General features: G+C 32.8%; 22 protein-coding genes and 1 pseudogene. 15 read left to right on the forward strand and 8 right to left on the reverse strand.

All coding sequences use genetic code 11. The features are described 5' to 3' along the window. Positions 1-43 precede the first annotated feature (43 nt). Complete coding sequence (gene pabB, locus ACKTTV_RS00900; RefSeq protein WP_408028920.1) at positions 44-1,360, reverse strand: aminodeoxychorismate synthase component I; 1,317 nt, start codon at positions 1,358-1,360, stop codon at positions 44-46. A 102-nt stretch (positions 1,361-1,462) separates the two neighbouring features. Here pabB and ACKTTV_RS00905 point away from each other — a divergent pair, with 102 nt between their 5' ends. Genes ACKTTV_RS00905 through ACKTTV_RS00920 form a run of 4 tightly spaced genes read left to right on the forward strand, consistent with a single transcriptional unit; the run spans position 1,463 to position 5,011 of the window. Further along, positions 1,463-2,689, forward strand: a complete 1,227-nt coding sequence (locus ACKTTV_RS00905) for an Nramp family divalent metal transporter (protein WP_408028921.1) — start codon at positions 1,463-1,465, stop codon at positions 2,687-2,689. After that, positions 2,689-3,432, forward strand: a complete 744-nt coding sequence (gene pxpA, locus ACKTTV_RS00910; protein WP_408028922.1) for a 5-oxoprolinase subunit PxpA — start codon at positions 2,689-2,691, stop codon at positions 3,430-3,432. The genes ACKTTV_RS00905 and pxpA overlap by 1 nt, the downstream gene beginning before the upstream one ends. 2 nt (positions 3,433-3,434) lie before the next feature. Beyond that, positions 3,435-4,163: a 5-oxoprolinase subunit PxpB gene (pxpB, locus tag ACKTTV_RS00915; protein ID WP_408028923.1), complete on the forward strand. Its 729-nt coding sequence runs from the start codon at positions 3,435-3,437 to the stop codon at positions 4,161-4,163. Next, positions 4,160-5,011 carry a 5-oxoprolinase subunit C family protein gene (locus tag ACKTTV_RS00920; protein ID WP_408028924.1) on the forward strand — a complete coding sequence of 284 codons (852 nt, stop codon included), beginning with the start codon at positions 4,160-4,162 and terminating at the stop codon, positions 5,009-5,011. Before pxpB ends, ACKTTV_RS00920 begins: the two co-directional genes overlap by 4 nt. Before the next feature lie 2 nt (positions 5,012-5,013). Here the strand turns inward: ACKTTV_RS00920 and ACKTTV_RS00925 are convergent, their stop codons facing one another. The 3 genes from ACKTTV_RS00925 to ACKTTV_RS00935 are packed head-to-tail and all read right to left on the reverse strand — an operon-like array spanning position 5,014 to position 7,930. Then, positions 5,014-5,586, reverse strand: coding sequence for a hypothetical protein (locus ACKTTV_RS00925; protein WP_408028925.1), 573 nt, complete (start codon positions 5,584-5,586; stop codon positions 5,014-5,016). A gap of 7 nt (positions 5,587-5,593) precedes the next feature. Continuing rightward, the gene (locus ACKTTV_RS00930; RefSeq protein ID WP_408028926.1) at positions 5,594-6,232 is read right to left on the reverse strand and encodes a hypothetical protein; all 639 of its coding nucleotides are present in this window, start codon (positions 6,230-6,232) and stop codon (positions 5,594-5,596) included. Positions 6,233-6,256: 24 nt separating this feature from the next. Beyond that, the gene (locus tag ACKTTV_RS00935) at positions 6,257-7,930 is read right to left on the reverse strand and encodes a hypothetical protein (protein ID WP_408028927.1); all 1,674 of its coding nucleotides are present in this window, start codon (positions 7,928-7,930) and stop codon (positions 6,257-6,259) included. Between the two features lie 333 nt (positions 7,931-8,263). On the opposite strand from ACKTTV_RS00935, the pseudogene ACKTTV_RS00940 reads away from it, so the two are divergent. Further along, positions 8,264-8,515 (forward strand): annotated as a pseudogene (locus ACKTTV_RS00940) (allophanate hydrolase subunit 2 family protein); the annotation flags it as partial. 50 nt (positions 8,516-8,565) lie between these two features. Here the strand turns inward: ACKTTV_RS00940 and ACKTTV_RS00945 are convergent. From ACKTTV_RS00945 to ACKTTV_RS00960, 4 genes are all read right to left on the reverse strand, one after another. Further along, complete coding sequence (locus ACKTTV_RS00945; RefSeq protein WP_408028928.1) at positions 8,566-10,959, reverse strand: sodium-translocating pyrophosphatase; 2,394 nt, start codon at positions 10,957-10,959, stop codon at positions 8,566-8,568. A gap of 113 nt (positions 10,960-11,072) precedes the next feature. Continuing rightward, positions 11,073-11,600, reverse strand: a complete 528-nt coding sequence (locus tag ACKTTV_RS00950; protein WP_408029065.1) for an inorganic diphosphatase — start codon at positions 11,598-11,600, stop codon at positions 11,073-11,075. A 106-nt stretch (positions 11,601-11,706) separates the two neighbouring features. Then, positions 11,707-14,211 carry a DUF5686 family protein gene (locus ACKTTV_RS00955; RefSeq protein WP_408028929.1) on the reverse strand — a complete coding sequence of 835 codons (2,505 nt, stop codon included), beginning with the start codon at positions 14,209-14,211 and terminating at the stop codon, positions 11,707-11,709. 76 nt (positions 14,212-14,287) lie between these two features. Further along, entirely contained in the window at positions 14,288-15,268 is a 981-nt protein-coding gene (locus tag ACKTTV_RS00960; protein WP_408028930.1) for a pyruvate dehydrogenase complex E1 component subunit beta, read from the reverse strand. A gap of 257 nt (positions 15,269-15,525) precedes the next feature. On the opposite strand from ACKTTV_RS00960, the gene ACKTTV_RS00965 reads away from it, so the two are divergent. The 10 genes from ACKTTV_RS00965 to ACKTTV_RS01010 all read left to right on the forward strand — a co-directional run bounded on the left by ACKTTV_RS00965 (position 15,526) and on the right by ACKTTV_RS01010 (position 24,088). After that, positions 15,526-16,524: a hypothetical protein gene (locus tag ACKTTV_RS00965; protein ID WP_408028931.1), complete on the forward strand. Its 999-nt coding sequence runs from the start codon at positions 15,526-15,528 to the stop codon at positions 16,522-16,524. 119 nt (positions 16,525-16,643) lie between these two features. Continuing rightward, a complete protein-coding gene (locus ACKTTV_RS00970; RefSeq protein ID WP_408028932.1) occupies positions 16,644-17,384 on the forward strand; it encodes an electron transfer flavoprotein subunit beta/FixA family protein in 741 nt (246 codons plus the stop codon). 70 nt (positions 17,385-17,454) lie between these two features. Next, entirely contained in the window at positions 17,455-18,408 is a 954-nt protein-coding gene (locus ACKTTV_RS00975) for an electron transfer flavoprotein subunit alpha/FixB family protein (RefSeq protein ID WP_408028933.1), read from the forward strand. A 142-nt stretch (positions 18,409-18,550) separates the two neighbouring features. Continuing rightward, positions 18,551-19,156, forward strand: coding sequence for a bifunctional nuclease family protein (locus ACKTTV_RS00980; protein ID WP_408028934.1), 606 nt, complete (start codon positions 18,551-18,553; stop codon positions 19,154-19,156). A gap of 19 nt (positions 19,157-19,175) precedes the next feature. Further along, positions 19,176-20,936 (forward strand): NupC/NupG family nucleoside CNT transporter, encoded by a 1,761-nt coding sequence (locus ACKTTV_RS00985; RefSeq protein ID WP_408028935.1) that lies wholly within the window; start codon positions 19,176-19,178, stop codon positions 20,934-20,936. A gap of 87 nt (positions 20,937-21,023) precedes the next feature. After that, positions 21,024-21,209 (forward strand): hypothetical protein, encoded by a 186-nt coding sequence (locus ACKTTV_RS00990; RefSeq protein ID WP_408028936.1) that lies wholly within the window; start codon positions 21,024-21,026, stop codon positions 21,207-21,209. 195 nt (positions 21,210-21,404) lie between these two features. Then, on the forward strand, positions 21,405-21,587 hold the full coding sequence (locus ACKTTV_RS00995) for a hypothetical protein (RefSeq protein WP_408028937.1): 183 nt from the start codon (positions 21,405-21,407) through the stop codon (positions 21,585-21,587). 305 nt (positions 21,588-21,892) lie between these two features. Then, the gene (locus tag ACKTTV_RS01000) at positions 21,893-22,717 is read left to right on the forward strand and encodes a thymidylate synthase (protein ID WP_408028938.1); all 825 of its coding nucleotides are present in this window, start codon (positions 21,893-21,895) and stop codon (positions 22,715-22,717) included. Between the two features lie 241 nt (positions 22,718-22,958). Next, positions 22,959-23,141 carry a hypothetical protein gene (locus ACKTTV_RS01005; protein ID WP_408028939.1) on the forward strand — a complete coding sequence of 61 codons (183 nt, stop codon included), beginning with the start codon at positions 22,959-22,961 and terminating at the stop codon, positions 23,139-23,141. After that, the gene (locus tag ACKTTV_RS01010) at positions 23,123-24,088 is read left to right on the forward strand and encodes a dihydrofolate reductase (RefSeq protein ID WP_408028940.1); all 966 of its coding nucleotides are present in this window, start codon (positions 23,123-23,125) and stop codon (positions 24,086-24,088) included. The genes ACKTTV_RS01005 and ACKTTV_RS01010 overlap by 19 nt, the downstream gene beginning before the upstream one ends. The last annotated feature ends 69 nt before the right edge of the window (positions 24,089-24,157 follow it).

The raw sequence follows: 24,157 nt of genomic DNA on the forward strand, positions 1-24,157 counted from the left end.
TGTAATTAAAATGAAAGGATTTATCAAATATTTTTAAAAAGACTTAAGAATTGAGTAGAACGTATTTCATTGCTTTCGCTTTTAACAAGCACTCTTCATATTCTTTTTCTGGCGTTGATTTTGCTGTAATGGCTCCACCAACAGAAAATGAAACATATTTGTTGTCTTCATTGTACAATATACTTCTTATAACGACATTAAGATCAAAGTCTCCATCAGGTGTAAAGTAACCAACAGTTCCTGAGTACAATCCTCGTTTACTTTCTTCCAGATTTTCAATTATTTCCATAGCAGAAATTTTAGGTGCACCGGTCATACTTCCCATTGGAAATGTTTCTCTAATAACATCTACTGGGTGAGTTGTTGGATCAACTGTAGATGTTATGGTTGAGATCATTTGATGAACTTGCTTGAATGAATATACTTTACATAACTCTTCCACCTTAACACTTCCTTTTTCAGCTGTTCGCGACAAGTCGTTTCTTACTAAATCTACAATCATAATGTTTTCTGATCGTTCTTTGTCATCTCTTGATAAGTCAAAGGCAATTTTTTCATCATCAATTTTGTTAATAAGTCTCTTAGCCGTTCCTTTAATTGGTTGAGATATTACTTTACTCCCCTCTTTTTTTATATATCGCTCAGGTGAAGCCGAAAGTAAATATTGGTTTTCGTTCCTAAAGAATGTGGCAAAAGGAGGTTCGGATATTTCATTTAAATGCGCGTAAATATCATAAGGGTCAATCATCGCATTTTCCACATAAAATTCTTGACAAAAATTGGCTTCGTAAATATCACCTCTATGAATATGTTCTAGAACTTTCGTAACCTTTTGATGGTATTCATCTTTATGGATTCTCAATTTAATCTTAACCGAATCGTTGTTTTTAGGCGCCCTTTTTTCGTAGTCAATAAGTGTTGGATTTGCTTGGTAAATCTCTTCGAAGTCTTCCTCTAATTCGTCATCAATCATTCTTAAATAATGGAATTCTACTGTGTTTCCTTTGATGAAAATTAATTTCTGAGGTTGAAAAAAGAACAAGTCAGGAAAATGAAGCCCATCAAAATTATTTGAATATAGCTGTTCAACATCATTTTTAACGTCATATGAAATATAACCAAATATATAGTCTTTTGTAAAAGATTGGTATTCCTTTAGCTTGTCAAAAGCATTATGATAATCTGTTTTTATAGACGTAAACTCTTCAACGGCTAGAGCACAATCGAAGGAATTGTATTTCTGATGATAATTATTAGAGTCTAACCAAACTGCAGTTTCGTATTGTTTCGACCAACCAAATAGCTTATGTTTAAACTCAATTGGGTTGTCTATTGAAAAATTTCGAATCACTCTTTGCATTGCGCAAAAATAAGAAACCCTTAGTAAACTTGAGTGTATGCGGAATGAAACTTAAATTACCTTGTTTCTTTTTACTACATTTATAGCTATAAACATCCTTTTATGATACAAAAATGGTTTAAAAATATCGGACCTGGAACACTTGTGGCTGCAGCCTTTATAGGACCGGGGACTGTTACTCTTTGTACTTTGGCTGGAGTTAATTTTGGAACAAATCTCTTATGGGCAATGTTATTGTCAATATTTGCGACGATAGTGCTACAGGAAATGGCAGCACGTTTAGGCATTGTTTCTCAAAAAGGGTTATCAGAAGTTTTACGCCATGAAATAGCAAAGCCTGGACTGAGAAATTTTATGATGGTTCTTATTTTGTCAGCAATTGTTATAGGTAATGCGGCCTATGAAGCTGGGAATATAAGTGGAGGTGTTTTAGGTTTAGAAACCGTATTAGGAAATGTCGTTATCGATTTCGGAAGTTTTTCATTGAATATTTTAAGTCTTTGTATTGGAATTATTGCTTTTGTGTTGTTATTTATTGGCAACTATAAAGTATTAGAAAAGATTTTAGTAGTGCTTGTTTTGTTAATGAGTGTATCCTTTGTGATTACAGCAATCATAACAAAGCCGAACCTTATAGCAATCTTTAAGGGAATGTTAGTTCCTTCATTTCCTGAAAATAGCTTATTCACGATTATTGGACTTATAGGAACAACAGTTGTTCCGTACAATCTATTTCTTCATGCTTCTTTGGTAAAGGAAAAATGGAAAAGTGATGAGGATTTATCTTATGCGAAAAAAGATACCTTCATTTCTATTGTACTAGGAGGTATGGTGTCAATGGCCATAATTATTTCTGCTGCTGGAATTCCTTCCGGGAGTATTAATAATGGTGCAGATTTGGCCTTAGGGCTTGAACCATTATATGGTGCTTTTGCCAAATACTTTTTGGCAATTGGATTGTTTGCTGCAGGAATTACCTCTGCAATTACTGCTCCACTTGCTGCCGCTTTTGTTGCGAAGGGGTGTTTGGGGTGGAAGGATGGTATGAAGTCTCTAAGGTTTAGATTCGTTTGGGGAGGCATTTTATTTTTAGGTGTGTTGTTTTCCTCAATAGGAATTAAACCAATCGAAATAATCAAGTTTGCACAGGTAGCCAATGGAATGTTATTGCCTATTATGGTAGGTGTTTTACTTTGGGTGATGAATAAGAAAACAGTTTTAGGGAAATATGGTAACACCAAACTTCAAAACTTTTTTGGTTTATGTATATTGGTAATAACAATATTTTTAGGGCTTCGTAGCATTTTAAAGGTTTTTAATATACTGTAATGATCATAGATATTAATTGTGATGTAGGAGAAGGAATAGGTAATGAAGCACAGTTGTTACCATTTATTTCTTCATGTAATATTGCTTGTGGAGGACACGCTGGTGATCTTCAAACTATTGACAAGGTAATTGAGTTAGCAAAGCAATATAAAGTAAAAATCGGTGCGCATCCATCGTTTCCTGATAAGGAAAACTTCGGTAGAAAGGTTATGGATATTTCTTCGAGTGAGTTAAAGGAAAGTCTTACAGATCAAGTGTCGATTTTAAAAGAAAGAGTAGAAAAATATGGAGGAAAATTACATCATGTAAAAGCGCATGGTGCTTTGTATAATCTTACCGCTACTGATAAAAAGATGGCAAAGCTAGTCGTTGATGTTGTTTTAAGATATTGTCCAGATAGTTTTTTATACGTTCCTTATCAATCTGAAATTTCTAAGGAAGCAATGCAAAAAGGGTTGCAAATTAAATATGAAGCGTTTGCCGATAGGAACTACAATTATGATTTGACATTGGTTTCGAGAAGCAAGGAGCAGGCTTTAATTTATAAAAAAGAAGAGGTGTTTTCTCATGTGTTAAATATGCTGAAAAATAATGAAGTAAAAACAATTACTGGTCAAAAAGTACCAATTGAAGCTGATACTTTTTGTATTCATGGAGATAGTAAAAATGCTGATGTTTTAGTAAAGTATTTATTTGAAGAATTTAAAGCTATAAATATTGAAATAGCTAAAATGATTGTTTAATATTGAAAATATTTCCAATTAAATATAAACGTTTCGGTGAAAAGGCAATTTTAATCGAATGGGAAAAAAGAGTTGATGAATCTATTTTAAATGATATCATTGATTTTAAAGATAAAATTATTGATTCTGAGCTTTTCAGCTTAAATGATTTGGTGGTTGGCTATCATTCTTTAACACTTATTTTTAAGAAAGAGTTGAACAATTATGAACAACTCCTTGAGGTTTTAGAAAAAGTTCGAGTAGAAGGTGTCGTTTCTAAAAGAAAAGAGAAAGTTCTTTGGAAAATACCTGTATGCTACGAAAGAAAATTCGGAATAGATTTAGAGGAAATGTCTGCAAGTAAAGATATGTCCATTGAAAATATAGTAACACTTCATACAGACACTGTTTATACAGTATTCTTCATTGGTTTTTTACCTGGTTTTCTTTATTTAGGAGGACTTGATCAAATACTTCATACCAATCGTAAAGCAAATCCAAGGTTAAAAGTTGCTAAAGGTTCCATTGCGATTGGAGGTAGTCAAACTGGAGTATATCCAATGGAAAGCCCTGGAGGTTGGAATATTATCGGAAGAACTCCCATTTCATTTTTTGACATGAATAAAACGAACCCATGTTTTGCGAAGTCTGGAGATCGCTTGCAGTTTTATTCTATAACTGAACATGAGTATATTGAAATTCAAAAAGAACTGGTTTCTAACGATTATAAATTAAAAAAGGAGTTCTTATGATCAAGGTAGTATCTCCAGGATTTTATGCCTCTATCCAAGACTTAGGAAGAAATGGCTATTGTGCAATAGGAGTTCCTGTTTCGGGAGTTATGGATTCCTATTCTGCAAAGTTAGCAAACATATTACTTGGAAATAATATAGATGATGCAGTTATAGAGGTTTTTTTTGGAGGTGTTCGATTGCAGTTTTTAGAAGATTGTTATTTGTGCATATCTGGGGCTGATTTTTCGGTTGAAATAAACAATGAATTAATAAAATTAAATGTTCCTTTTTTGGCTTCCAAAGGATCTGAATTACGCTTTGGTAAAAGAAAGTATGGAGCAAGGACCTATATAGGTGTGAAAGGAGGAGTGAATATTGAGACGGTATTGGGTAGCAGAAGTTGGTATTCAGGAATTACCCCAGTAATGAAGTTGGAAAAAGAAATGCTACTTCCAGTAAATACAGCTATAGATTACCAATTAGATATAGAAAGAGGAGTACTTAAGAGTCCTATGGATCATTTTGTAGCGGAGGAGGTTGAGTGTTTTAAAGGACCAGAGTTTGACTTATTGTCTGTGGAACAGAAGAAGATATTACTTTCTGAAAAATATACAATATCAGGTGATAATAGCAGGATGGGATATCGTTTACATGAAGAAGTATCTAATAATTTTGATTCAATGTTAACTTCATCGGTTTTACCAGGAACCGTGCAGTTAACACCCTCTGGTAAATTAGTGGTTTTGATGAGAGATTGTCAAGTTACAGGAGGATACCCACGCGTATTGCAGTTAAGTGAGGAAGGGATAAATCGTCTTGCACAAAAAACAACGAATGATGGAATTAGGTTCGTTTTTGTAAAATAACGCTAAGGTTTATTAGTGTTGTTTTTATGTAAAATAAAAAGGTTGCAAAATGAGATTAAAAAACAGGCAATAGAAACATAGGATGCCGAAAATAAAAGAATAAGTTGTAACCTGTTTTTTTGGATACTCTTTTTAGTCCAAATTTTTTCACTATTGCCATGAACATGTTTTAATATATCATCCCGATCTAATCTTAGACTTCCTTTTGCTTCAAGTTTAGATATGGGGTCGTTTTGGAGCCTTGTATCACCTATGATGACATCCTTATCCTCGTAAGGAAGTGTATTGTTTTCTCTGGAAAAAGAGTAGAGTAGAAAGGACGTACATGTAAGAATGAAAAAAATTAATGAAAAAATAAACCAAGTTTTTATTCGCTTGTTTCTAAATGAATAGAGTATAAAAAAAACAGCAACAACTGTAGAGAAAAAAACGATAAACTTCACATAAAATTCAACATCACTGTCACTTGATGTCCAGGAAGGTAAGGGAATTATAAAAGTTCCAGCAACTGAAATAATCCAAGTACTTAATAAAAGAACTTCTTTCCATATTTCTTTTAATTTGGCAACAAACATCGTCTATTTATTTTTCGAAGTAAAAAATATTATTTTCATCAGAACTAAAAATTTCTACATCCCTTAATTCACTTTTGTAGTTTCCTTTCTTTATCCATATTCTGTAATAACCTGGAGCCAAATAAGTTTCAGAATTGTTTGTTGGGTTGTTAAATGTAAATCGTTTCACATAATCATCATCATAAGAATATTGGGCATATGGATGATAGCCCTTTGAAGTCACAGTTTTAACCACTACTTTTATTTTACAATCAAGTCCTGGTTTTATTCCATAACTAAAAGACTTTAATTTTACCTTATAATCTTTTTGTACTTTACTTAAAATAGTAAGTAGTTCTTCTGTGCTTTTATTTTCTTTAGTGCAATTTTCTAAAGCTTTTTGAGCATCACTTAATGTATTAAGGTAGATAGTGTTAATATATTCGTCTTGATCGACTAGGTCGGTTAGCAAATCGAACAATCTTGTACTTGATTTATCCAATTCATTATAAGAGTTTATTAAAGGGATATGTTTCATTGGATACACTAATTCGGATAGTTTGGTTAATGTTTGCTGTGTTTCGAATGCTATTTTGTAAAAATTAGTTTCCTGAGAATACATGATTGAAGTAAAGAAAAAACAGTAGATGTAAAAAAGTCGTTTCATATTAGTTGAGTTTTTGTTATACTTTTAATTATATATTTCAATTTCTATTTCCCAAATATTGGTTTTTCTATTTTTTTCTAGATAAAGGTCTACATATATATTATTTAAGTTGTAGCTCACAGAGATTGAGTTTCCGTCGTTATCATCTTCCTTTTCATAGTTAGGAAGCGCTAGATCAAAAGCTTCGATTAGTGCTTTAAATTTATTAGAAGCATCTTCTTTCATTTTAAAGTATGGATATCGAATATAAATTTCATCGGAATAATCTTTCAAGGGAAGCTGATTGATATCTTTTATATTTTTAAAAACTTCAATACTGCAGTTTTTATCAAAACTTAAAGCAGTTTTGTATTCAATAAAAGCACCTTGATTTAGAGGATAATAATTGCCAATTCCAAAAGCAAGATCTTTTCTATTGTATTTTAAAGTCCTTATTATTTTTTTGATTTTACTACCTAATTTGTATTTAGTATTTGTTGCATTGGGGCTTGGGATAGCGGCTAAATAGTTAATTTCGTCTTTCGAAAGTTGAGTAGTTTCATCTTTAGAAAAAGAAGCTGACATAATATATTCATCAGAGTTAGCATGAGGGTAAACAATTCTAGGCATAGTCCCTTTTTTTAATGAAGTCAGTTCATCATAATCATTATCAAACTTATCCCAATTTAGTTTTCCCTTTATTGTTTTAATTTCTTTTGGTTTAATATGAAATGAATAAATTTTAGAATTTCTTTTATTTTGATATTTTTTCATTTGTGGATTATTCCTGTCGACATGAGATATATAGATCTCCATTGCTACGTCAATTGGTTTTTCTGAAATATTTAAATAATTAAACTCATAATCAACATATGGGTATTCTTGAGATTTATGCCAATGTATTTTAGGGGTTTGCTTATCTTTTAAAAGCACAATATTTTGAGCAACCTTTGGGTTGTAGTTCATTATTCTTTTGGCTACACGGTACGACCATTTAAAAATATTATCTTTCGAATTATCGAAATCCATACCTTTAAGAATTTTCTCTACTTCCTTTTGATAAGCCGAAGAAGTAATAAAGTATTGTTTTGCTATATGCGGATTCCTTTTAATATCCATGTCAATTGCTTTAGCAGCTCCTAAATTCATACCTTGTCGGATTAACATTAACCTATCTGTTTTTGAAGGATGTGTTCCAATACTACTTTCTTCTATACCAACATCAAGAATAAATTGAAAAACTTTATAAAAAGAGTCCATAATATTAATGTTCTCAGCCGATTTTTTAAGTTTGTCTAAATCGTCTATTAACATATGTCCAAAACAAAAACCTGCTAAAACATCAGCTTGCCCCTCCAATAACATTCTAAGTATTGGTCTATTTTGTAATTCTTTTTTCCCTTTGTACCAATTAAATTGAAATTGATGTGATACTTCGTGAGCTAGAAGTATTTGAATTAGAAAATTTCTTTCTAGTTGATTGAACTCTTTTGAAAATTTGTTGAGTTCTGATTTACTAAATATCACCTTCCTGCTGGCGAGGAGGGATTCCATTTTTCCTTCATCAACAATTTCTAGTTGTATGTCAAAATCAGGAAGAGCAATTAATCGTATTCTACTGAACTGTTCTCTAATATAAGAATCTAATACTTGAGAAGTTGTTTGGTTAATCAGAAAGATAAAAAAAGCAAGAAACAGGAAAATTCTTTTTCTTTTCATGGTTTTGTTAGTTTTGAGAATGGAAGATTTTTGGTTAGATGTCTTACATAATGTTAATTCAGAAGTTTTAGTTATTGATAATATGATGTTGGTCATATTACTATTTAGCTCAATTTCTAGAAAGGTTAAAGCTTTGTGTTTATTCTTATTTAAACAAAAAACAGGTACTATCTATGAATAGTTAACCTTTATGGAAATAGTAATCATTATATGGGTAAGATAATAAAGTGGAGATGGAAGTAAAGATACAAAATTATTATTAAATCGTTAGTTTTTAATTGTTTATAGATGCATGGGGCTGTGAGTAAAAGATAATAGCTTTCTGAAAAATATACAATATCAGGCGATAATAGCAGGATGGGATATCGATTACATGAAGAAGTGCCTAATAATTTTGATTCAATGTTAACTTCATCGGTTTTACCAAGAACCGTGCAGTTAACGCCCTCTGGTAAATTAGTGGTTTTGATGAGAGATTGCCAAGTAACAGGAGGATACCCACGTGTATTGCAGTTAAGCGAGGAAGCGAGAAATCGTCTTGCACAAAAAACAACGAATGATACGTTGCAATTTGTTATAAAATAAAAACCTCTAACAATCTGTTAGAGGTTTTCTAATGTATTATAAAGTTGTTGTTATTCTTTAGTAACTTGTTTCTTTATCTTTATTTCAGCGTTCTCAACTTCTTTAGAAAGTTCTTCAGCCTTCTTTTCAATTTCTTCAACAGTACCTTTTAACTCTTTGGTTTCAGTCACTGTTTTTCCATCTTTAGTGGTAGTTGTAGTAATAGTGGCCACAGCATCGTCTGAACTTGAAGCCTTAACTTTAACTTTTACTTCTTTTTTAATCTCTTGGTTTGTCGCATGATGTTCTCCAGAAGAATGTCCGCCTAAAATCGGAGCAATTACTAATCCAACTAAACAAGTTAACTTAATTAAAATGTTCATTGAAGGACCTGAAGTATCTTTAAACGGATCACCAACAGTATCACCAGTAACGGCAGCTTTATGAGCATCTGAACCCTTATAGGTCATTTCTCCGTTGATTTCAACACCAGCTTCAAATGATTTTTTTGCATTGTCCCAAGCACCTCCGGCATTGTTTTGGAAAATAGCCCACATAACACCAGAAACACATACTCCTGCCATATAACCACCCAAAGGTTCAGCTCCAAATACTAAACCAATAATAATTGGTGTAATAATGGTAATTAGTCCAGGTAGTAACATTTCTTTTAAGGCAGCTTTTGTCGAAATATCAACGCATTTCGCATATTCTGGCGTTCCAGTTCCTTCCATAATTCCAGGAATTTCTCTAAACTGTCTACGAACTTCGTGAACCATTTCCATGGCAGCTTTTCCTACAGATTGCATCGCTAAAGCAGAGAAAATAACAGGAATCATACCTCCGATAAATAAAGCAGCTAAAACATCAGCTTTAAAAATGTTAATTCCATCGATACCGGTAAATGTAACATAGGCAGCAAATAGAGCTAAAGCAGTTAAAGCCGCAGAAGCAATAGCAAATCCTTTACCTACAGCAGCGGTTGTATTTCCAACAGAATCTAAAATGTCAGTACGCTCACGAACATGATCTTCTAATTCACTCATTTCAGCAACACCTCCCGCATTGTCGGCAATAGGTCCGAAAGCATCAATGGCTAATTGCATGGCAGTGGTTGCCATCATTGCAGATGCAGCCAATGCAACTCCGTAAAATCCAGCGAAATAATATGATCCATAAATTGCCGCAGCAAATAATAAAACGGATAAAAAAGTAGATTTCATACCTACTGCTAAACCAGCAATAATATTTGTTCCAGCACCCGTAGCACTGTTTTGAACAATATCTAAAACAGGCTTCTTACCTAAGCTTGTGTAGTAAGAGGTAACCATTGAAATTAAAGCACCAACAGCCAATCCAATACAAGCAGCCCAAAATACATTGATGGAAGCCACTTCTTGAATTCCTTCTCCGAAATAACTCATTTGTAAAGTTTCAGGAAGCATCCATTGTATTAAGAAATAACTTGCTGCTAGGGTGATGATGATCGAAACCCAGTTTCCTAAGTCTAAAGCCTTTTGAACTTGTGCTTCTTTTGCTGTATTATCTTTAATTCCAACTAAGAATGTTCCAATAATGGAAGCTACAATTCCTACCCCAGCAATAACTAAAGGTAAAAGGATTGGTCCTAAACCATTAAAATCATCGCTATAAGCAGAGTTTATTGACATGTCACGAATCACATAATTTCCTAAAACCATCGCAGCGAGAACGGTTGCGACATATGAACCAAATAAATCAGCTCCCATACCAGCAACATCACCAACGTTATCACCTACATTATCGGCAATGGTAGCAGGGTTTCTCGGATCATCTTCTGGAATTCCAGCTTCAACCTTACCAACCAAGTCTGCTCCAACATCGGCAGCTTTGGTGTAAATACCTCCACCAACTCTTGCAAATAAAGCGATAGATTCAGCCCCTAGTGAAAAACCAGCTAGGGCCTCTAAAACAACGGTCATTTCGTTATAGAAGTTACCGCCGTTAGTAATAAATTGATTTAGGAATAATAAAAAGAATAGTCCCAAACCTAAAACGGCTAAACCTGCAACACCTAAGCCCATAACAGTTCCACCTCCGAACGATACTTTTAACGCTTGTGGTAAACTAGTTTTGGCTGCTTCAGCAGTACGAGCATTTGCATCAGTAGCAATTCTCATTCCTATATTTCCAGCCAAAGCTGAAAAAATTGCTCCAATAATAAATGCTGGAACAATCATAATACTTGTTGTTTCTACTATTTGTGAAATTCCGAATAAGGCCAGAGAAGCAATAATAACGAAGATTAGTAAAAGGCGATATTCGGCTGCTAAAAAGGCAAGAGCTCCTTCTTTTATACTTTTTGAAATAGATTGCATTTTTTCATTACCCGCATCTTGTTTTTTAACCCAAACCATTTTTATATACATAAAAATAAGTCCTAATAATGCCAGTATAATGGGCACATAAACCATGTTTTCTTTCATGTTTTTTGTTATTTGATTAGTTATAGTTTTGGTAAATATAACTAAATCAACGGGTAATAAAAAAACTCTCAGAATTTTCTGAGAGTTTTTAATATTGTTATCCTAATGTTTACTTAGATAATAAAGCTTTCTTTTTGATTGTGCTCGCTTTCTTCATAACGATCGATGCACTTTTGAAGAATGTCATAAGCTTCGTCTGCATCTCCCCAATCTCCAACATCAACTTTTTTCTTTTCAAGATCTTTATAAACTTGGAAGAAGTGAGTAATTTCTTCTTTTCTATGTGGATTTAAATCAGAAAGATCGTTGTATTTATTCCAAATAGGATCAGAAACAGGAACACAAACTATTTTTTCGTCTGGACCTTTCTCATCAGCCATATGGAAAACACCAATTGGCTTTACTTCCATTACACACATTGGAAATGTTGGTTCTGCTCCTAAAACTAATACATCTAAAGGATCTCCGTCTAGTGCTAATGTCTTTGGAATAAAACCATAGTCACCAGGGTACATCATAGAAGAGAATAACATTCTGTCAAAACGAATTTTTTTTAATTCGAAATCATACTCGTATTTATTTCTACTTCCTTTAGGTATTTCTATTAAAACATCTACTGTTTGTTTTTCTTTTGCAGTCATATTGTTTGTTAACTTATCTTCGTTTTCTAAAATAGGTGTGCAAAAGTAGCCATTTTTTGGCATTTTTCAGGTAAAAAAAGCTGTTATTTTATAGTTAAATCTATGGTTATAAGCCTGGTCTAATTCCAATTCTAATTGCAAATTTAGGAGTCGGTGAAACCAAAGCTCCAGCTGGAGGAGTATAATTACTTCTCCAAATGGCATCAATACGTAAAAAACGTAGATTTCCGTACCCTATGTTTTCAATACCAACGCCATACTCATAATACACATCATTTGGAGTGTTGTAGTTGATATTTGAACGGCTAATAGCTCTATTTGCATCAGAAATACTACCGTAGGCGGCTCTAAATGTTACCAAACTTCTTAGCTTTAATTTTTTTAACAATGGAATTCTGTTGAATATAAAACCATTAAAATGATGTTCCAAATGCGTTGCAGCATAGGTATCAGTAACAAAATCGTAATAATTAAGTAAAGCAAAGGTGTTTTTTACCAATGAGAACGATTGGTTGGCAGGAATAGCATTTAGTAAACCAATTGGAACAGTTCCAAAGGTTTTACCACCTTCAAATGTTGCATCTAATAGTCCCAGTTCACCTAAAAGTATTGGATGGTTGTATTTAAATTGAATTTTATCATAACTATGCGTTCCGTTAAAAGGACCTTTATAACCTTTTCTATAGTTTAACACAAAAGTAGGGAAAATGTTACGCCCAAATCGTCGTTCGACACCTAAACCATAAACAAAACGACCAGGAGTATATGAAACATAAATATCAGAAGCAACATCCGTAATTTGTGACTGAAAATTACCATTTTCATCAACATAGCTCATAGAGAAATCAGCTTCTGAAGCTGAGCGGATTCTTGAATGAGAAAAGTTAACCCCAACATGGAAGTTTAATTTTACCTGATAGTCGAAGTTTGTAGCGATTTTATGAACTTTTGATAAAAAGAAGTTGTCTCCACGATTCAACAGGGCAGTAGTACCAAAAGTGTTTCCTAAAAGTTGTGTAGTGTTTAATAAACTACTTCCCAATTGCTCAATATCATTTTGATACGCTACTCCAACTGCAATTCTAGGTTTATATGAAAGCAAATATCTACTTTCCAAGCCATATTTGAATTTCTTATCTTTAAATCCATATGCAATATGTCCGCCAACTCTAAAACGATCGTCTTTAGTTTTAAACGTTCTAAATCCGAGCTTGGTTCTAAAACCTTCTACTTGGTTATTCGCAAATAATGTCCAAAAAGGTCCTATTTGAAAATTATGTCCAGTATTAAAATAACCATTAGCAACAGTATTAATAAAGCCAGTAATGGTTTTTATTTTTTTCTTCTTTTTAACGGTGTTGATTAAAGTATAAGTGTCTTCATCAACAATTTTACCCGACTTATCCCAAAACTCCTCATCTTTTTTAAATTGATCAGGTCTTATTTTTTCTACCGATTCTAAGTAAAAATTATCAGGTTTAGGCTTGTCCAGAAGATAATCACTAAAAGTGATGGTTTTTCTAATGGTAAGCCCTTTGTTTGTGTCATTTTTATCGACTAACGTAAAGTCTCCGTCATACACGTTTTTGGTGGGTAAGTAGATGCTGTCATTTTTTACTTCAAATTCTTTATCGAAGCTTAGCCCTCTTACAAAGTTAAGGTTGACTTTTTTATGAACAGCCATTTTAATTCTTCTGACAGAATAATTTTTGTCTGCTATCCATACATTCCCCTGAAAGGCAAGGTCACCATCTCTTCTTGGGAAAAAGTAAATATTATAAAGCTTTTGATCGTTTTTTACGATACTGTCGTATAATACATAATCGTAGGTTGCAAATCCGTTAGAAGATAAGGGACTCACAAATGATTTTTGAAGAAGTCTGATGTTATTTCTAAAAATATCAACATTTTGAAACGTATTGGACATCCTATCAAAAACAAAGCCTTGAGCACCCAATCCTTCTTCCTTTTCAGCTTTAATATCTTCCCTTACATTATTGTTTTTATTGTCTCCGTATACTTGTGATATAGTTTCTTGTAGATAAACAGGTATATAGTAGTTAACACCATCACTATCATACTTTACTTGTTTAATTTCTTTATCGTAATTTTTCTTAAAAACACTTTTTAGGAAAACAGTATCTAAATTGTTTAACCCAATTTCAATAGCTGAGTGTTTTTTATATTGATAGTGATTAACTAGGTTTAAGCCGAGTTTTCGTTTTCTTTTCCAATGCTCTTTTAAAATTTTGTAAGCAGGGTTTTCTTTTTTCTTTAGCCGTTTTTTAGGTCTTGTGACAACAACAACTTCTTCTAGCTGGTTTGACTCTTCTTTTAATACAATGTTTAGGTATTTAGTGTTTTCACTAACCTTTATTGTTTGTGTTTCAAACCCCACAAACGAGATCTCTAAAATACCTCTATATTTTTTAGTTTTCAGAAGAAACTTACCATCATCGTCAGTGACAGTTCCATGTGTTGTTTTTTGTAATACAACATTCACAAAAGGTAAAGGGTTGTCAAATTCGTCAACAACTTTTCCTTTTAATGTGAGTTGTGCACTTACTGAGGTGGTTATTAGGAGGAGTAAGTGTAAAATTTTATTTTTCATTCTCTTTTTTTACCGCAAAATCCTTTTGATTATTGAAATCAAAAGGATTTTAAATTATTTTTCAGTTTTAGTAAGCTTATTTGATATACATTACTTCTTTAACTGCTTTCACAACATCGTTAGCATTCGGTAGCCATTTTTCTAACAATACAGGAGAATATGGCGCAGGTGTATCAGCTGTAGTGATTCTCTTGATTGGAGCATCCAAATAGTCAAAAGCTTCATCTTGAATTCTATATGTTATTTCAGAAGAAACGCTTCCAAATGGCCATGCTTCTTCTAAGATAACGAGTCTATTAGTTTTCTTAACAGATTCTAGAATTGCTTTATGATCCATTGGACGAACAGTACGTAAATCAATAATTTCAATTGAAATACCTTCTTTGGCTAATTCATCCGCAGCTTTGTAAGCTTCTTTAATAATTTTACCAAAAGAAACTACAGTAACGTCAGTTCCTTCTCTTTTGATATCAGCAACTCCTATAGGGATAATGTATTCTCCTTCTGGGATTTCCATTTTATCACCATACATTTGCTCCGACTCCATGAAAATAACTGGATCGTCATCACGTATTGCAGCTTTTAATAAACCTTTTGCATCATATGGGTTCGAAGGAACAATAACCTTTAAACCAGGACAGTTTGCAAACCAGTTTTCAAAAGCTTGAGAGTGTGTTGCTGCTAACTGACCTGCAGAAGCAGTTGGTCCTCTAAAAACAATCGGACAGTTAAATTGTCCACCACTCATTTGTCTAATTTTAGCGGCATTGTTTATGATCTGATCAATTCCTACTAAAGAGAAATTAAAAGTCATGTACTCTACAATCGGACGATTACCGTTCATTGCAGAACCAACAGCAATACCACCAAAACCTAATTCAGCAATAGGAGCGTCAATAACGCGTTTTTCTCCAAACTCGTCTAGCATTCCTTTACTAGCTTTATAAGCACCATTATACTCAGCTACCTCTTCTCCAATCAAATAAATGGTTTCATCTCTGCGCATTTCCTCACTCATCGCTTCGCAAACGGCCTCTCTAAATTGTACTGTTTTCATACGTTTTATAAGTAGTTGTTTATCAAGATTGCAAAAGTAATAAAAATAGATGTAAAAAAATTATATTTGTCTGTTATAAAAGACATATAAAAATGTTAAAGGCTATGATTGAACAGTTAAAGCGAAACTTTCCTTTAGCGTTGTATTTATTTATAAACTCTTTATTTCTCTTGAGATATGCTTCTCGACAAAACTATATATCAGAATTTGTTGTTGTTTTTGTATACATAGTTTCTCTATTTTTTATCAAATTTTTGATGGGTAAATTGAGTTTTTTTAAGAAAGGGATTGTCATAAAAAAAGGTTACATAGTTCTTAGTCTTGTTATTTTTATAGCCACTATTGTCATTAATATTTTAGTTGATCCGAATAGCTTAAAAGTTGATAGATGGTCAGCTATGGAAGTTACTATTGAAAATATATTAAATGGTATCTATCCTTATAATAAGCTTGATCATTTAGGTCAAACTTCTTCGAATTTACCAGGGCTTTCGCTATTGGGGTTCCCATTTTATTTTTTAGGAGACGTAGGTTATTTACAAGTATTTACTTTTTGTGTATTTAGTTCATGGATTTTTATTTCTAAAAGAAAAGAGGTTGAAAAACTACTGATTTTAATATTCCTAGTGCTATCCCCAGCTTATTGGTGGGAGGTTTTTGTAAAAAGTGATTTAATGAGTAATTTATTGCTACTTGTTGTATTCATTGATTGTTGGAAGGAGAGTTTTAACAAGAACACATTTGAAAAGTCTTTGCTGTTAGGGGTGGTTATAGGTTTTTTTGTGATGACTCGTGGAGTTGTTCTTATTCCTTTAACAATAATGTTATTTCACGAGTTTGTTAAAGCAACATTTGAACAAAAGATATGGTTTTTGCTTGGAGTTGTATCTTCAGTATTGGTGATTTCATTACCCATAATTTTATCACTTGAGGATTTTAACACAGTTATTGAGAATAACCCATTCAATCATCAAACAAAATATGCTCCTAAGTTGTTAATTATTTGTTCGTTGGTTGTTCCTTTACTATTATCTCGAAAATTCAGCACCTCTATGCCAATTTTTAGATTATCAACGTATGTTTTAACTGGTTTGTTGCTGACTACCTTCATGTTAAATATATTTCAGGAAGGAGTATGGAAGAATATTTATGGAAAAGCTTTTGACTTATCCTATTTGGGAATGATAATTCCCTTTTTGTTATTGTCTTTATCTAGTCTAAATAGTAGGTCCGTTTCAATACAAGTTGAAGGTTAATTCATTATTTTTGTCGAGGAAGACTTGAGTATAATAAAAAATACTATGCACGCATAGTATTTTTTAAAAAAATTACTTAACTTCGTCGTTCAAAATAAGATTCTTTAAAACAACAATATATGAAAATATTAGTATGTATCAGTCATGTTCCTGATACCACTTCAAAAATTAACTTCACTGAAAATGATACTAAATTCGATACGAATGGAGTTCAATTTGTGATTAATCCGTATGATGAGTTTAGCTTAACTAGAGCAATGTGGTTTAAAGAAAAACAAGGAGCTAAAGTTACCGTTGTAAATGTAGGAGATGCGTCTACTGAGCCAACGTTAAGAAAAGCTTTAGCTATTGGAGCTGATGAAGCTATTCGAGTAAATGCCGTTCCAACGGATGGGTTTATGGTAGCAAAAGAGTTGGCAGAAGTGGTGAAAAGCGGAGAGTATGATTTAGTATTAGCAGGAAAAGAGTCTGCTGATTACAATGGACAAATGGTTCCAGGAATGCTTGCTTCTTTTTTAGATTTTAATTTTGTTAATGGTTGTGTTGGTTTAGAGGTAGAAGGTTCAAATGTAACTTTAGAAAGAGAAATTGATGGTGGTGAAGAAAAAGTTTCTTCTGTTTTACCCATGGTAGTTGCTGGACAAAAAGGAATTGTTGAAGAAAAAGACCTTCGAATTCCAAATATGCGAGGAATTATGATGGCTCGTAAAAAGCCATTAAATGTAGTTGAGCCAACAGGAGCAGCTGCTGCAACTTCAACGCAAACTTTTGAAAAACCAGCAGCAAAAGGTGCTGTGAAATTAGTTGATAGTGTTGACGAGTTAATCGATTTATTACACAACGAAGCTAAAGCAATTTAATTAAACCAAGTAGAATTCAACGTTGATAGTTTCGATTCATAGAAACTGTTAACATCAAAAAATAAAAAATATGTCTGTATTAGTTTTTGCCGATTCATCGGAAGGAAAATTTAAAAAATCAGCTTTTGAAGTTGTATCATACGGAAAAAAAGTAGCTGAACAGTTAGGAACTGATTTAGTAACGTTAGCAATAAATGGAGGTGATGCTTCTGAGTTATTCACTTATGGAGCCGAACACGTTGTTGAAGTAAAAAATGATTTATCGTCATTTAATGCAAAAGCTTATGCTGGAATCATTAAAGAAGTTGCTGACGCGAAGTCAGCTAACGTTGTTGTAATTGATTCAAGTATTGATGGATTAACTGTGGCTCCATTGGTAGCTGTTGGTTTAGATGCAGGATATGCTTCAAACGCAGTTGAGTTACCAAGTAGTACAGCTCCGTTTGTAGTAAAGAGAAAGGCGTTTTCAAATAAAGGATTTAACAATACTGAAATTTCAACAGAAAGAAAAGTTATTGGGGTTGCTAAAAACTCATACGGAGCGCATGAAAATGCGGTGTCAGGAAATGTTGAAAGTTTCGATGCAGCCGTTGCTGAATTAACAGTAAAATCAGAAGCTATTGAAAAAGCTTCAGGAAAAGTATCAATTGCTGATGCTGATGTTGTGGTTTCAGGAGGTAGAGGATTAAAAGGACCTGAAAATTGGGGAATGGTAGAAGAGTTAGCTGATGTTTTAGGAGCGGCTACTGCTTGTTCAAAACCAGTTTCAGATTTAGGATGGAGACCACATAGCGAACACGTAGGACAAACTGGTAAACCAGTAGCATCAAATTTATATATAGCAATCGGAATCTCTGGAGCAATTCAGCATTTAGCTGGGGTAAATGCTTCAAAGGTAAAGGTGGTAATTAACAACGATGCGGAAGCACCTTTCTTTAAGGCGGCGGATTATGGTATTGTTGCTGACGCCTTCACTGTGGTTCCAGAATTAATTGAAAAGCTTAAGGCATTTAAACAAGGATAGAAGATGGGAGAAAAGATTCTTTTTTAAGAAAATAGAAAAGAACCCATAATTTTTTGTTAAATTGTGCCCGCTTATAAAAGGCTGTCTAAAACTTTCACAAAGCCTAAGTTAGACAGTCTTTTTTATTTTATGTCGATGATAAATGGGTCTTATAAAACTAACTATTAAAGGAATTTCTTACAGTCAAACTCAAAGTGGTGCATATGCTTTGGTTTTGAGTGAGGTTGATGGTACACGAACGTTACCAATTATTATAGGTGCTTTTGAAGCACAATCTATCGCTATAGCATTAGAAAAGGAAATAAAGCCTCCAAGGCCGCTAACTCATGATCTTTTTAAAACATTTGCTGATCGTTTTTTTATAAACGTCAAGCAAGTAATTATTCATAAGTTGGTTGATGGAGTTTTTTTTTCGAGTCTTCTTTGTGAAAGAGATGGTGAAGAAGAGGTTATTGATACAAGAACATCGGATGCAATTGCGTTAGCTGTTCGTTTTCAAGCGCCTATATTTACTTATGAAAATATACTCGATAAAGCAGGTATTTATTTAAAGATTGATGAAGATCTTTCTGATCTTGATGAAGACGATGAAGATGATGAAGAATTTGAACTTGCATTGGAAAATGATGACAATGTTTTCAAAGAAATGTCTCTTACTGAATTGCAAGATCAGTTGAATGATGCTGTTACTAACGAAGATTATGAACTTGCTGCGAAAATTCGTGATGAAATAGGTAAGCGATCTTAATTTTATAAAACTACCAAGAATGAAAAAGGTATTAACTCTTTTAATGCTTTGGCTCTCGTTTGGAATGATAGCTCAAAGTATTGAAAAAGAATGGAGTTTTTCTTCTATAGAAACCTTAGATGGAAAGGAGATTCTTCCTATTAACGAAAATGATGTTTTTGAATTAACCGAAGGAAATTTCAATTATTCTTTAGTCTCAAAAGATAGTTTAAAGGCATTTGGAAGTTATATCCATCAGAATAATCTTTTAATTTTCAATTACAAATCACCAAAAGATACTGTACGTTATTACAATATTACAGAACTTTCTGATAGTGCGTTAGTGTTATCTGAGAAAAATATTCTGTATAAGTTTTCTAATACGAAAAATGAAGTTGTAAGTCCGGTGGTAATTGCCGAAAAGGGAGATGATCTAGGACAGGAGAAAAGCGAAATTGTACCAAGTCAAGGCTTCTCTATGAATAGTATGTTTAGAGGAATGCTGGGAATGTTTGTATTACTTGTATTGGCCTTTTTATTCAGTTCTAATCGAAGAGCTGTCGATTGGAAAACAGTTGGGTTAGGTCTCGCATTTCAAGTCTTAATTGCTATTGGTGTATTAAAAATTCCTTTGGTGCAAGCTGTTTTTGACTTTGTAGGAAAAGGGTTTGTGAAGATTTTGGAATTTACACAATCGGGAAGCGAGTTTTTATTCAAAGGATTGATTTCGGATATGGACACTTTTGGGTTTATCTTTGCTTTTCAAGTACTACCTACTATTATATTCTTTTCTGCATTAACTTCTTTATTATTCTATCTTGGAATAATTCAAAAAGTGGTTAAAATTATGGCTTGGTCATTAAGTAAAATATTAAAAATTTCAGGAGCTGAGAGTTTGTCGGTTGCTGGAAATATTTTTTTAGGTCAAACGGAAGCACCATTATTAATCAAGGCATATTTAGAAAAAATGAACCGATCAGAAATGCTGTTGGTAATGATTGGTGGAATGGCTACAGTAGCGGGGGCTGTTTTAGCGGCTTATATTGGATTCTTGGGAGGAAACGATGAGGCGCTGAAATTACTTTATGCTAAACACTTGTTAGCTGCCTCAGTAATGGCAGCTCCAGGAGCAATTATTATTTCTAAAATATTATACCCACAAACTGAAAAGGTAAATACGGATGTTCAAGTTTCTCAAGAGAAAATAGGTTCGAATATCTTGGATGCCATAGCTAATGGAACTACCGAAGGATTGCAACTAGCTATGAATGTTGGAGCTATGTTATTAGTTTTCGTTGCTTTTATTGCCATGATAAATGGAATTTTAGGGGGAATAGGAGGTTTTGATGGAATTGAGTACTTTGATTGGAAATTTACTTCATTAAATGAACGTATTGCAGGAGCTACTCCTTATCAATCTTTATCTCTTGAGTTTATCCTAGGATACATATTCGCCCCTTTAATGTGGTTGATTGGTGTGGCTAGTGAAGATATGGCGCTAATGGGGCAGTTATTAGGAATTAAGCTTGCCGCTAGTGAATTTGTTGGATACATTCAGTTAGCAGATTTAAAAAATGCTGCAAACGTTACTCATTTAACTTATAATAAATCCGTTATTATGGCTACCTATATGCTGTGTGGGTTTGCTAATTTTGCTTCTATCGGTATTCAAATTGGAGGTATTGGGTCATTGGCACCTGGTCAACGAAAAACCTTATCAGAATTTGGAATGAAAGCTCTTATTGGTGGAACAATTGCATCATTAATGTCAGCTACAATTGCAGGAATGATTATCGGATAATTCTAAAGTTTGATAGATTTTTTTTTCATAATTATATGATTGGTTTTACTATATTGTGATAACCAAATTTTTAAAAATTAACTAATTATGAAAGACTTAAAAAAACTACAAGGTTTTAAAATTTTAAGCAAAGAAGAAAAAAAGGAAATTAAAGGTCAAAGAGGATGGCATGTGTATTGCGGAGAACCTGGAGAGTGCTGTGTACGTTATGATGACGGAACTGGTTATTGTGATGCTGGGTATTGTACAGGATGGAGATGTATTTGGGCATAGAAAAATTTACTTTTTAGATTAAAACTTAAAGGGAACACCAATCGAGTAGATTGGTGTTTTTTTATTTAGTTTGATTTTATTAATATATTCAATAATACAAAAGCTAATTGGGTCTTTTTTAACATTTTAAATAAATGTTGGAATGGCTTTTTCTTTATATTTGAGAAAACCAAATTTATTATAAATCAAACAATTATGAAAAAATTGAAAAACATTCAAGGTTTTAAAACCTTGAATAGACAAGAACAATTAGAAATTAATGGAGGTATTGGACGAGCTTACTGTAAAGGAAGTAATCAGTGTTGCGTTCGTATAACACCTACCTTTGAATTTTGTGATTACGGTTATTGCTACGGGCATAGATGTGAATGGGCATAAATCGTTGAAATTAAAGATAAAGTAAAGGTATGAAACAAGGTTTTCATACCTTTTTTTACATCTCAACTTTTCCTCTATGAAGTCGATTTTGCGGTAGGTTTTAATGGTTAATAACTTGCTGAAAAGAAATTATCAAGCGTTAATATTTTTTATTGATGCTTTTTTATTTTTACCAAATATTATCGGAAAGGGAAGAATTAATTACTCTGATATATAATTTCAGGGTTTTTAATCGATTAATAACTTTAAATTTTGAGGCAACCATAAATCATTTAATCTTGATTGTTGCCGCGTGACAAGACAAAATGAAGCAATATTTAGATTTAGTAAAACACGTTTTAGAGAACGGAAATGAAAAAGAGGATCGTACAGGAACTGGAACCAAAAGTGTTTTTGGATATCAAATGCGATTTGATTTAAGTGAAGGGTTTCCCATGGTAACAACCAAAAAACTCCATTTAAAATCTATTATTTATGAACTGTTATGGTTTGTGAAAGGTGATACCAATATTAAATATTTGCAAGATAATGGTGTAAGAATTTGGAATGAATGGGCAGACGAGAATGGCGATTTAGGTCCGGTTTATGGTCATCAATGGCGTAATTGGAATAGTGAAGAAATTGATCAATTAAAGGAAGTTATTGAAACGCTAAAAAAGAATCCTGACAGTAGAAGAATGATCGTTTCTGCTTGGAATCCATCGGTGTTACCAGATACGTCAAAATCATTTTCAGATAATGTGTCAAATGGTAAGGCAGCTTTACCTCCTTGTCATGCGTTCTTTCAATTTTATGTAGCCGATGGTAAACTTTCATGTCAACTATATCAGAGAAGCGCAGACATCTTCTTAGGAGTTCCTTTTAATATAGCATCTTATGCGTTGCTAACATTAATGGTTGCTCAAGTTTGTGGCTATGAAGCAGGAGAATTTGTTCATACTTTTGGAGATGCTCATATTTATAACAACCACTTTGAGCAATTAGAATTACAATTATCGAGAGAGCCTAGAGCTTTACCTACTATGAAACTAAACTCTGAAGTTAAAAATATTGAAGATTTTACTTTTGAAGATTTTGAATTAATAGGCTATGATCCACATCCACATATCAAAGGAAAAGTGGCTGTATAGTAATCATTTTTTTAGTTCTTAGTAAGAAATAATAGTACAATATACATATATAAAAACACTACTTCTTGGAGTAGTGTCTTTTTTTATAGGCTTTCTTTATTAAGCTTCCTCCAGATTATGAGAGTATGCATTCTAATGATGCTTCTAAAGCATGCAATTTTTAACGTTCTTTTATCGTTCTACAAGTGTTAAAATTTAAAAGATGTTATTATCTTAGTAGAAAACAATTTAGCTAAAAAAAATGACCGCAGAAATAGACACTATAAAAGAAAGTATTTATGAAAAAATAGCTGAAATTCATGATGAAAATGTATTAATGGCTATTCAAACCATCATAAATAATATTGAGAACAGTAAAGATGATCAAATAACCAGTAAAAAAGATTTTTCGAGCTATATAAAAGAATGGGTGAAAAACATGTAATTGATACTGCTCTTACTTCTTTAAAACAAATACTTCTTGAGTTTCCTCTAAAAGCGGTATATATTACCGATAAGGATTGGAATGTCAAAAAATCTCCCAAGAAATGGAGTAGAAAAGAATTGTTAGGGCATTTAGTTGATTCCTCTTTTAATAACTTACAACGCTATATACGCATCCAACATGAAGATATACCACATGTGGTTTATCATCAGGATAATTGGATAAAAGCTCAACACTGGCAAAAACTCCCTGTAGCCAGAATTTTGAATCTTTGGGAGGCTATAAATTGGCAAATTGTACATGTTTGGGAACACTTTCCAAAAGAGAAAGTAAATCTTTTACTTGATATAAGTAAGGAAACTAAAGAGATTCATACTTTTGCAGAAATGATTGGAGATTATATCAATCATTTAAAACATCATATAACACAAATACTACCTCAAATGATAACGGTAATTGCAGCTATTGGAAAAAATAATGAGTTAGGAAAAGGGAACGATTTAATCTGGTATTTACCAGCAGATTTAAAGAGATTTAAGAAATTGACTTCTGGTCACCATATTATTATGGGGCGAAATACTTTTGAAAGTATAGGGAAACCATTACCAAATAGAACAAGTATTATTGTAACTAGAGATAAAAATTATCATCAAGAGGGCTGTTTAACAGCTGGTAGTATTGAAGAAGCTGTCGAACTAGCGAAAAGTGATGATGAAATTTTTATTATCGGAGGGGCACAAATTTATAAGCAAGTATTAAAATCTGAATTCGTGGATAGATTAGATATTACGCATGTTCACGAATCGTTTGATGCGGATGTTTACTTTCCTGAAATTAGTTCTGAAAAATGGAAAGAAGTCAGTAGAGAAGATTTTGAAGCCGATGATAAAAATAAATACGATTATAGCTTCGTTTCTTATGTAAGAAATTCTCAAGAAAAGGTGTAATAGGGAAATTGTTATTTCCTTATTCAAAGAAAACTAAGCACAGACTTAATGATTAATTTAGGTTTTGTT

This window comes from Tenacibaculum xiamenense, from assembly GCF_964513065.1.
Lineage (GTDB): Bacteria > Bacteroidota > Bacteroidia > Flavobacteriales > Flavobacteriaceae > Polaribacter > Polaribacter xiamenense.

What these genes read in the sequence shown, in the direction of transcription:
- ACKTTV_RS00920 (WP_408028924.1), top strand. Translation starts at nt 4,160, where the DNA reads ATGATCAAGGTAGTATCTCCAGGATTTTATGCCTCTATCCAAGACTTA.
- ACKTTV_RS00990 (WP_408028936.1), top strand. Translation starts at nt 21,024, where the DNA reads ATGAAAGACTTAAAAAAACTACAAGGTTTTAAAATTTTAAGCAAAGAA.
- ACKTTV_RS00965 (WP_408028931.1), top strand. Translation starts at nt 15,526, where the DNA reads ATGGGTAAATTGAGTTTTTTTAAGAAAGGGATTGTCATAAAAAAAGGT.
- ACKTTV_RS00950 (WP_408029065.1), bottom strand. Translation starts at nt 11,600, where the DNA reads ATGACTGCAAAAGAAAAACAAACAGTAGATGTTTTAATAGAAATACCT.
- ACKTTV_RS01010 (WP_408028940.1), top strand. Translation starts at nt 23,123, where the DNA reads ATGGGTGAAAAACATGTAATTGATACTGCTCTTACTTCTTTAAAACAA.
- ACKTTV_RS00970 (WP_408028932.1), top strand. Translation starts at nt 16,644, where the DNA reads ATGAAAATATTAGTATGTATCAGTCATGTTCCTGATACCACTTCAAAA.
- ACKTTV_RS00980 (WP_408028934.1), top strand. Translation starts at nt 18,551, where the DNA reads ATGGGTCTTATAAAACTAACTATTAAAGGAATTTCTTACAGTCAAACT.
- ACKTTV_RS00935 (WP_408028927.1), bottom strand. Translation starts at nt 7,930, where the DNA reads ATGAAAAGAAAAAGAATTTTCCTGTTTCTTGCTTTTTTTATCTTTCTG.
- ACKTTV_RS00905 (WP_408028921.1), top strand. Translation starts at nt 1,463, where the DNA reads ATGATACAAAAATGGTTTAAAAATATCGGACCTGGAACACTTGTGGCT.
- ACKTTV_RS00985 (WP_408028935.1), top strand. Translation starts at nt 19,176, where the DNA reads ATGAAAAAGGTATTAACTCTTTTAATGCTTTGGCTCTCGTTTGGAATG.
- ACKTTV_RS00945 (WP_408028928.1), bottom strand. Translation starts at nt 10,959, where the DNA reads ATGAAAGAAAACATGGTTTATGTGCCCATTATACTGGCATTATTAGGA.
- ACKTTV_RS01000 (WP_408028938.1), top strand. Translation starts at nt 21,893, where the DNA reads ATGAAGCAATATTTAGATTTAGTAAAACACGTTTTAGAGAACGGAAAT.
- pxpA (WP_408028922.1), top strand. Translation starts at nt 2,689, where the DNA reads ATGATCATAGATATTAATTGTGATGTAGGAGAAGGAATAGGTAATGAA.
- ACKTTV_RS00955 (WP_408028929.1), bottom strand. Translation starts at nt 14,211, where the DNA reads ATGAAAAATAAAATTTTACACTTACTCCTCCTAATAACCACCTCAGTA.
- ACKTTV_RS00975 (WP_408028933.1), top strand. Translation starts at nt 17,455, where the DNA reads ATGTCTGTATTAGTTTTTGCCGATTCATCGGAAGGAAAATTTAAAAAA.
- pabB (WP_408028920.1), bottom strand. Translation starts at nt 1,360, where the DNA reads ATGCAAAGAGTGATTCGAAATTTTTCAATAGACAACCCAATTGAGTTT.
- ACKTTV_RS01005 (WP_408028939.1), top strand. Translation starts at nt 22,959, where the DNA reads ATGACCGCAGAAATAGACACTATAAAAGAAAGTATTTATGAAAAAATA.
- ACKTTV_RS00925 (WP_408028925.1), bottom strand. Translation starts at nt 5,586, where the DNA reads ATGTTTGTTGCCAAATTAAAAGAAATATGGAAAGAAGTTCTTTTATTA.
- ACKTTV_RS00995 (WP_408028937.1), top strand. Translation starts at nt 21,405, where the DNA reads ATGAAAAAATTGAAAAACATTCAAGGTTTTAAAACCTTGAATAGACAA.
- ACKTTV_RS00930 (WP_408028926.1), bottom strand. Translation starts at nt 6,232, where the DNA reads ATGAAACGACTTTTTTACATCTACTGTTTTTTCTTTACTTCAATCATG.
- ACKTTV_RS00960 (WP_408028930.1), bottom strand. Translation starts at nt 15,268, where the DNA reads ATGAAAACAGTACAATTTAGAGAGGCCGTTTGCGAAGCGATGAGTGAG.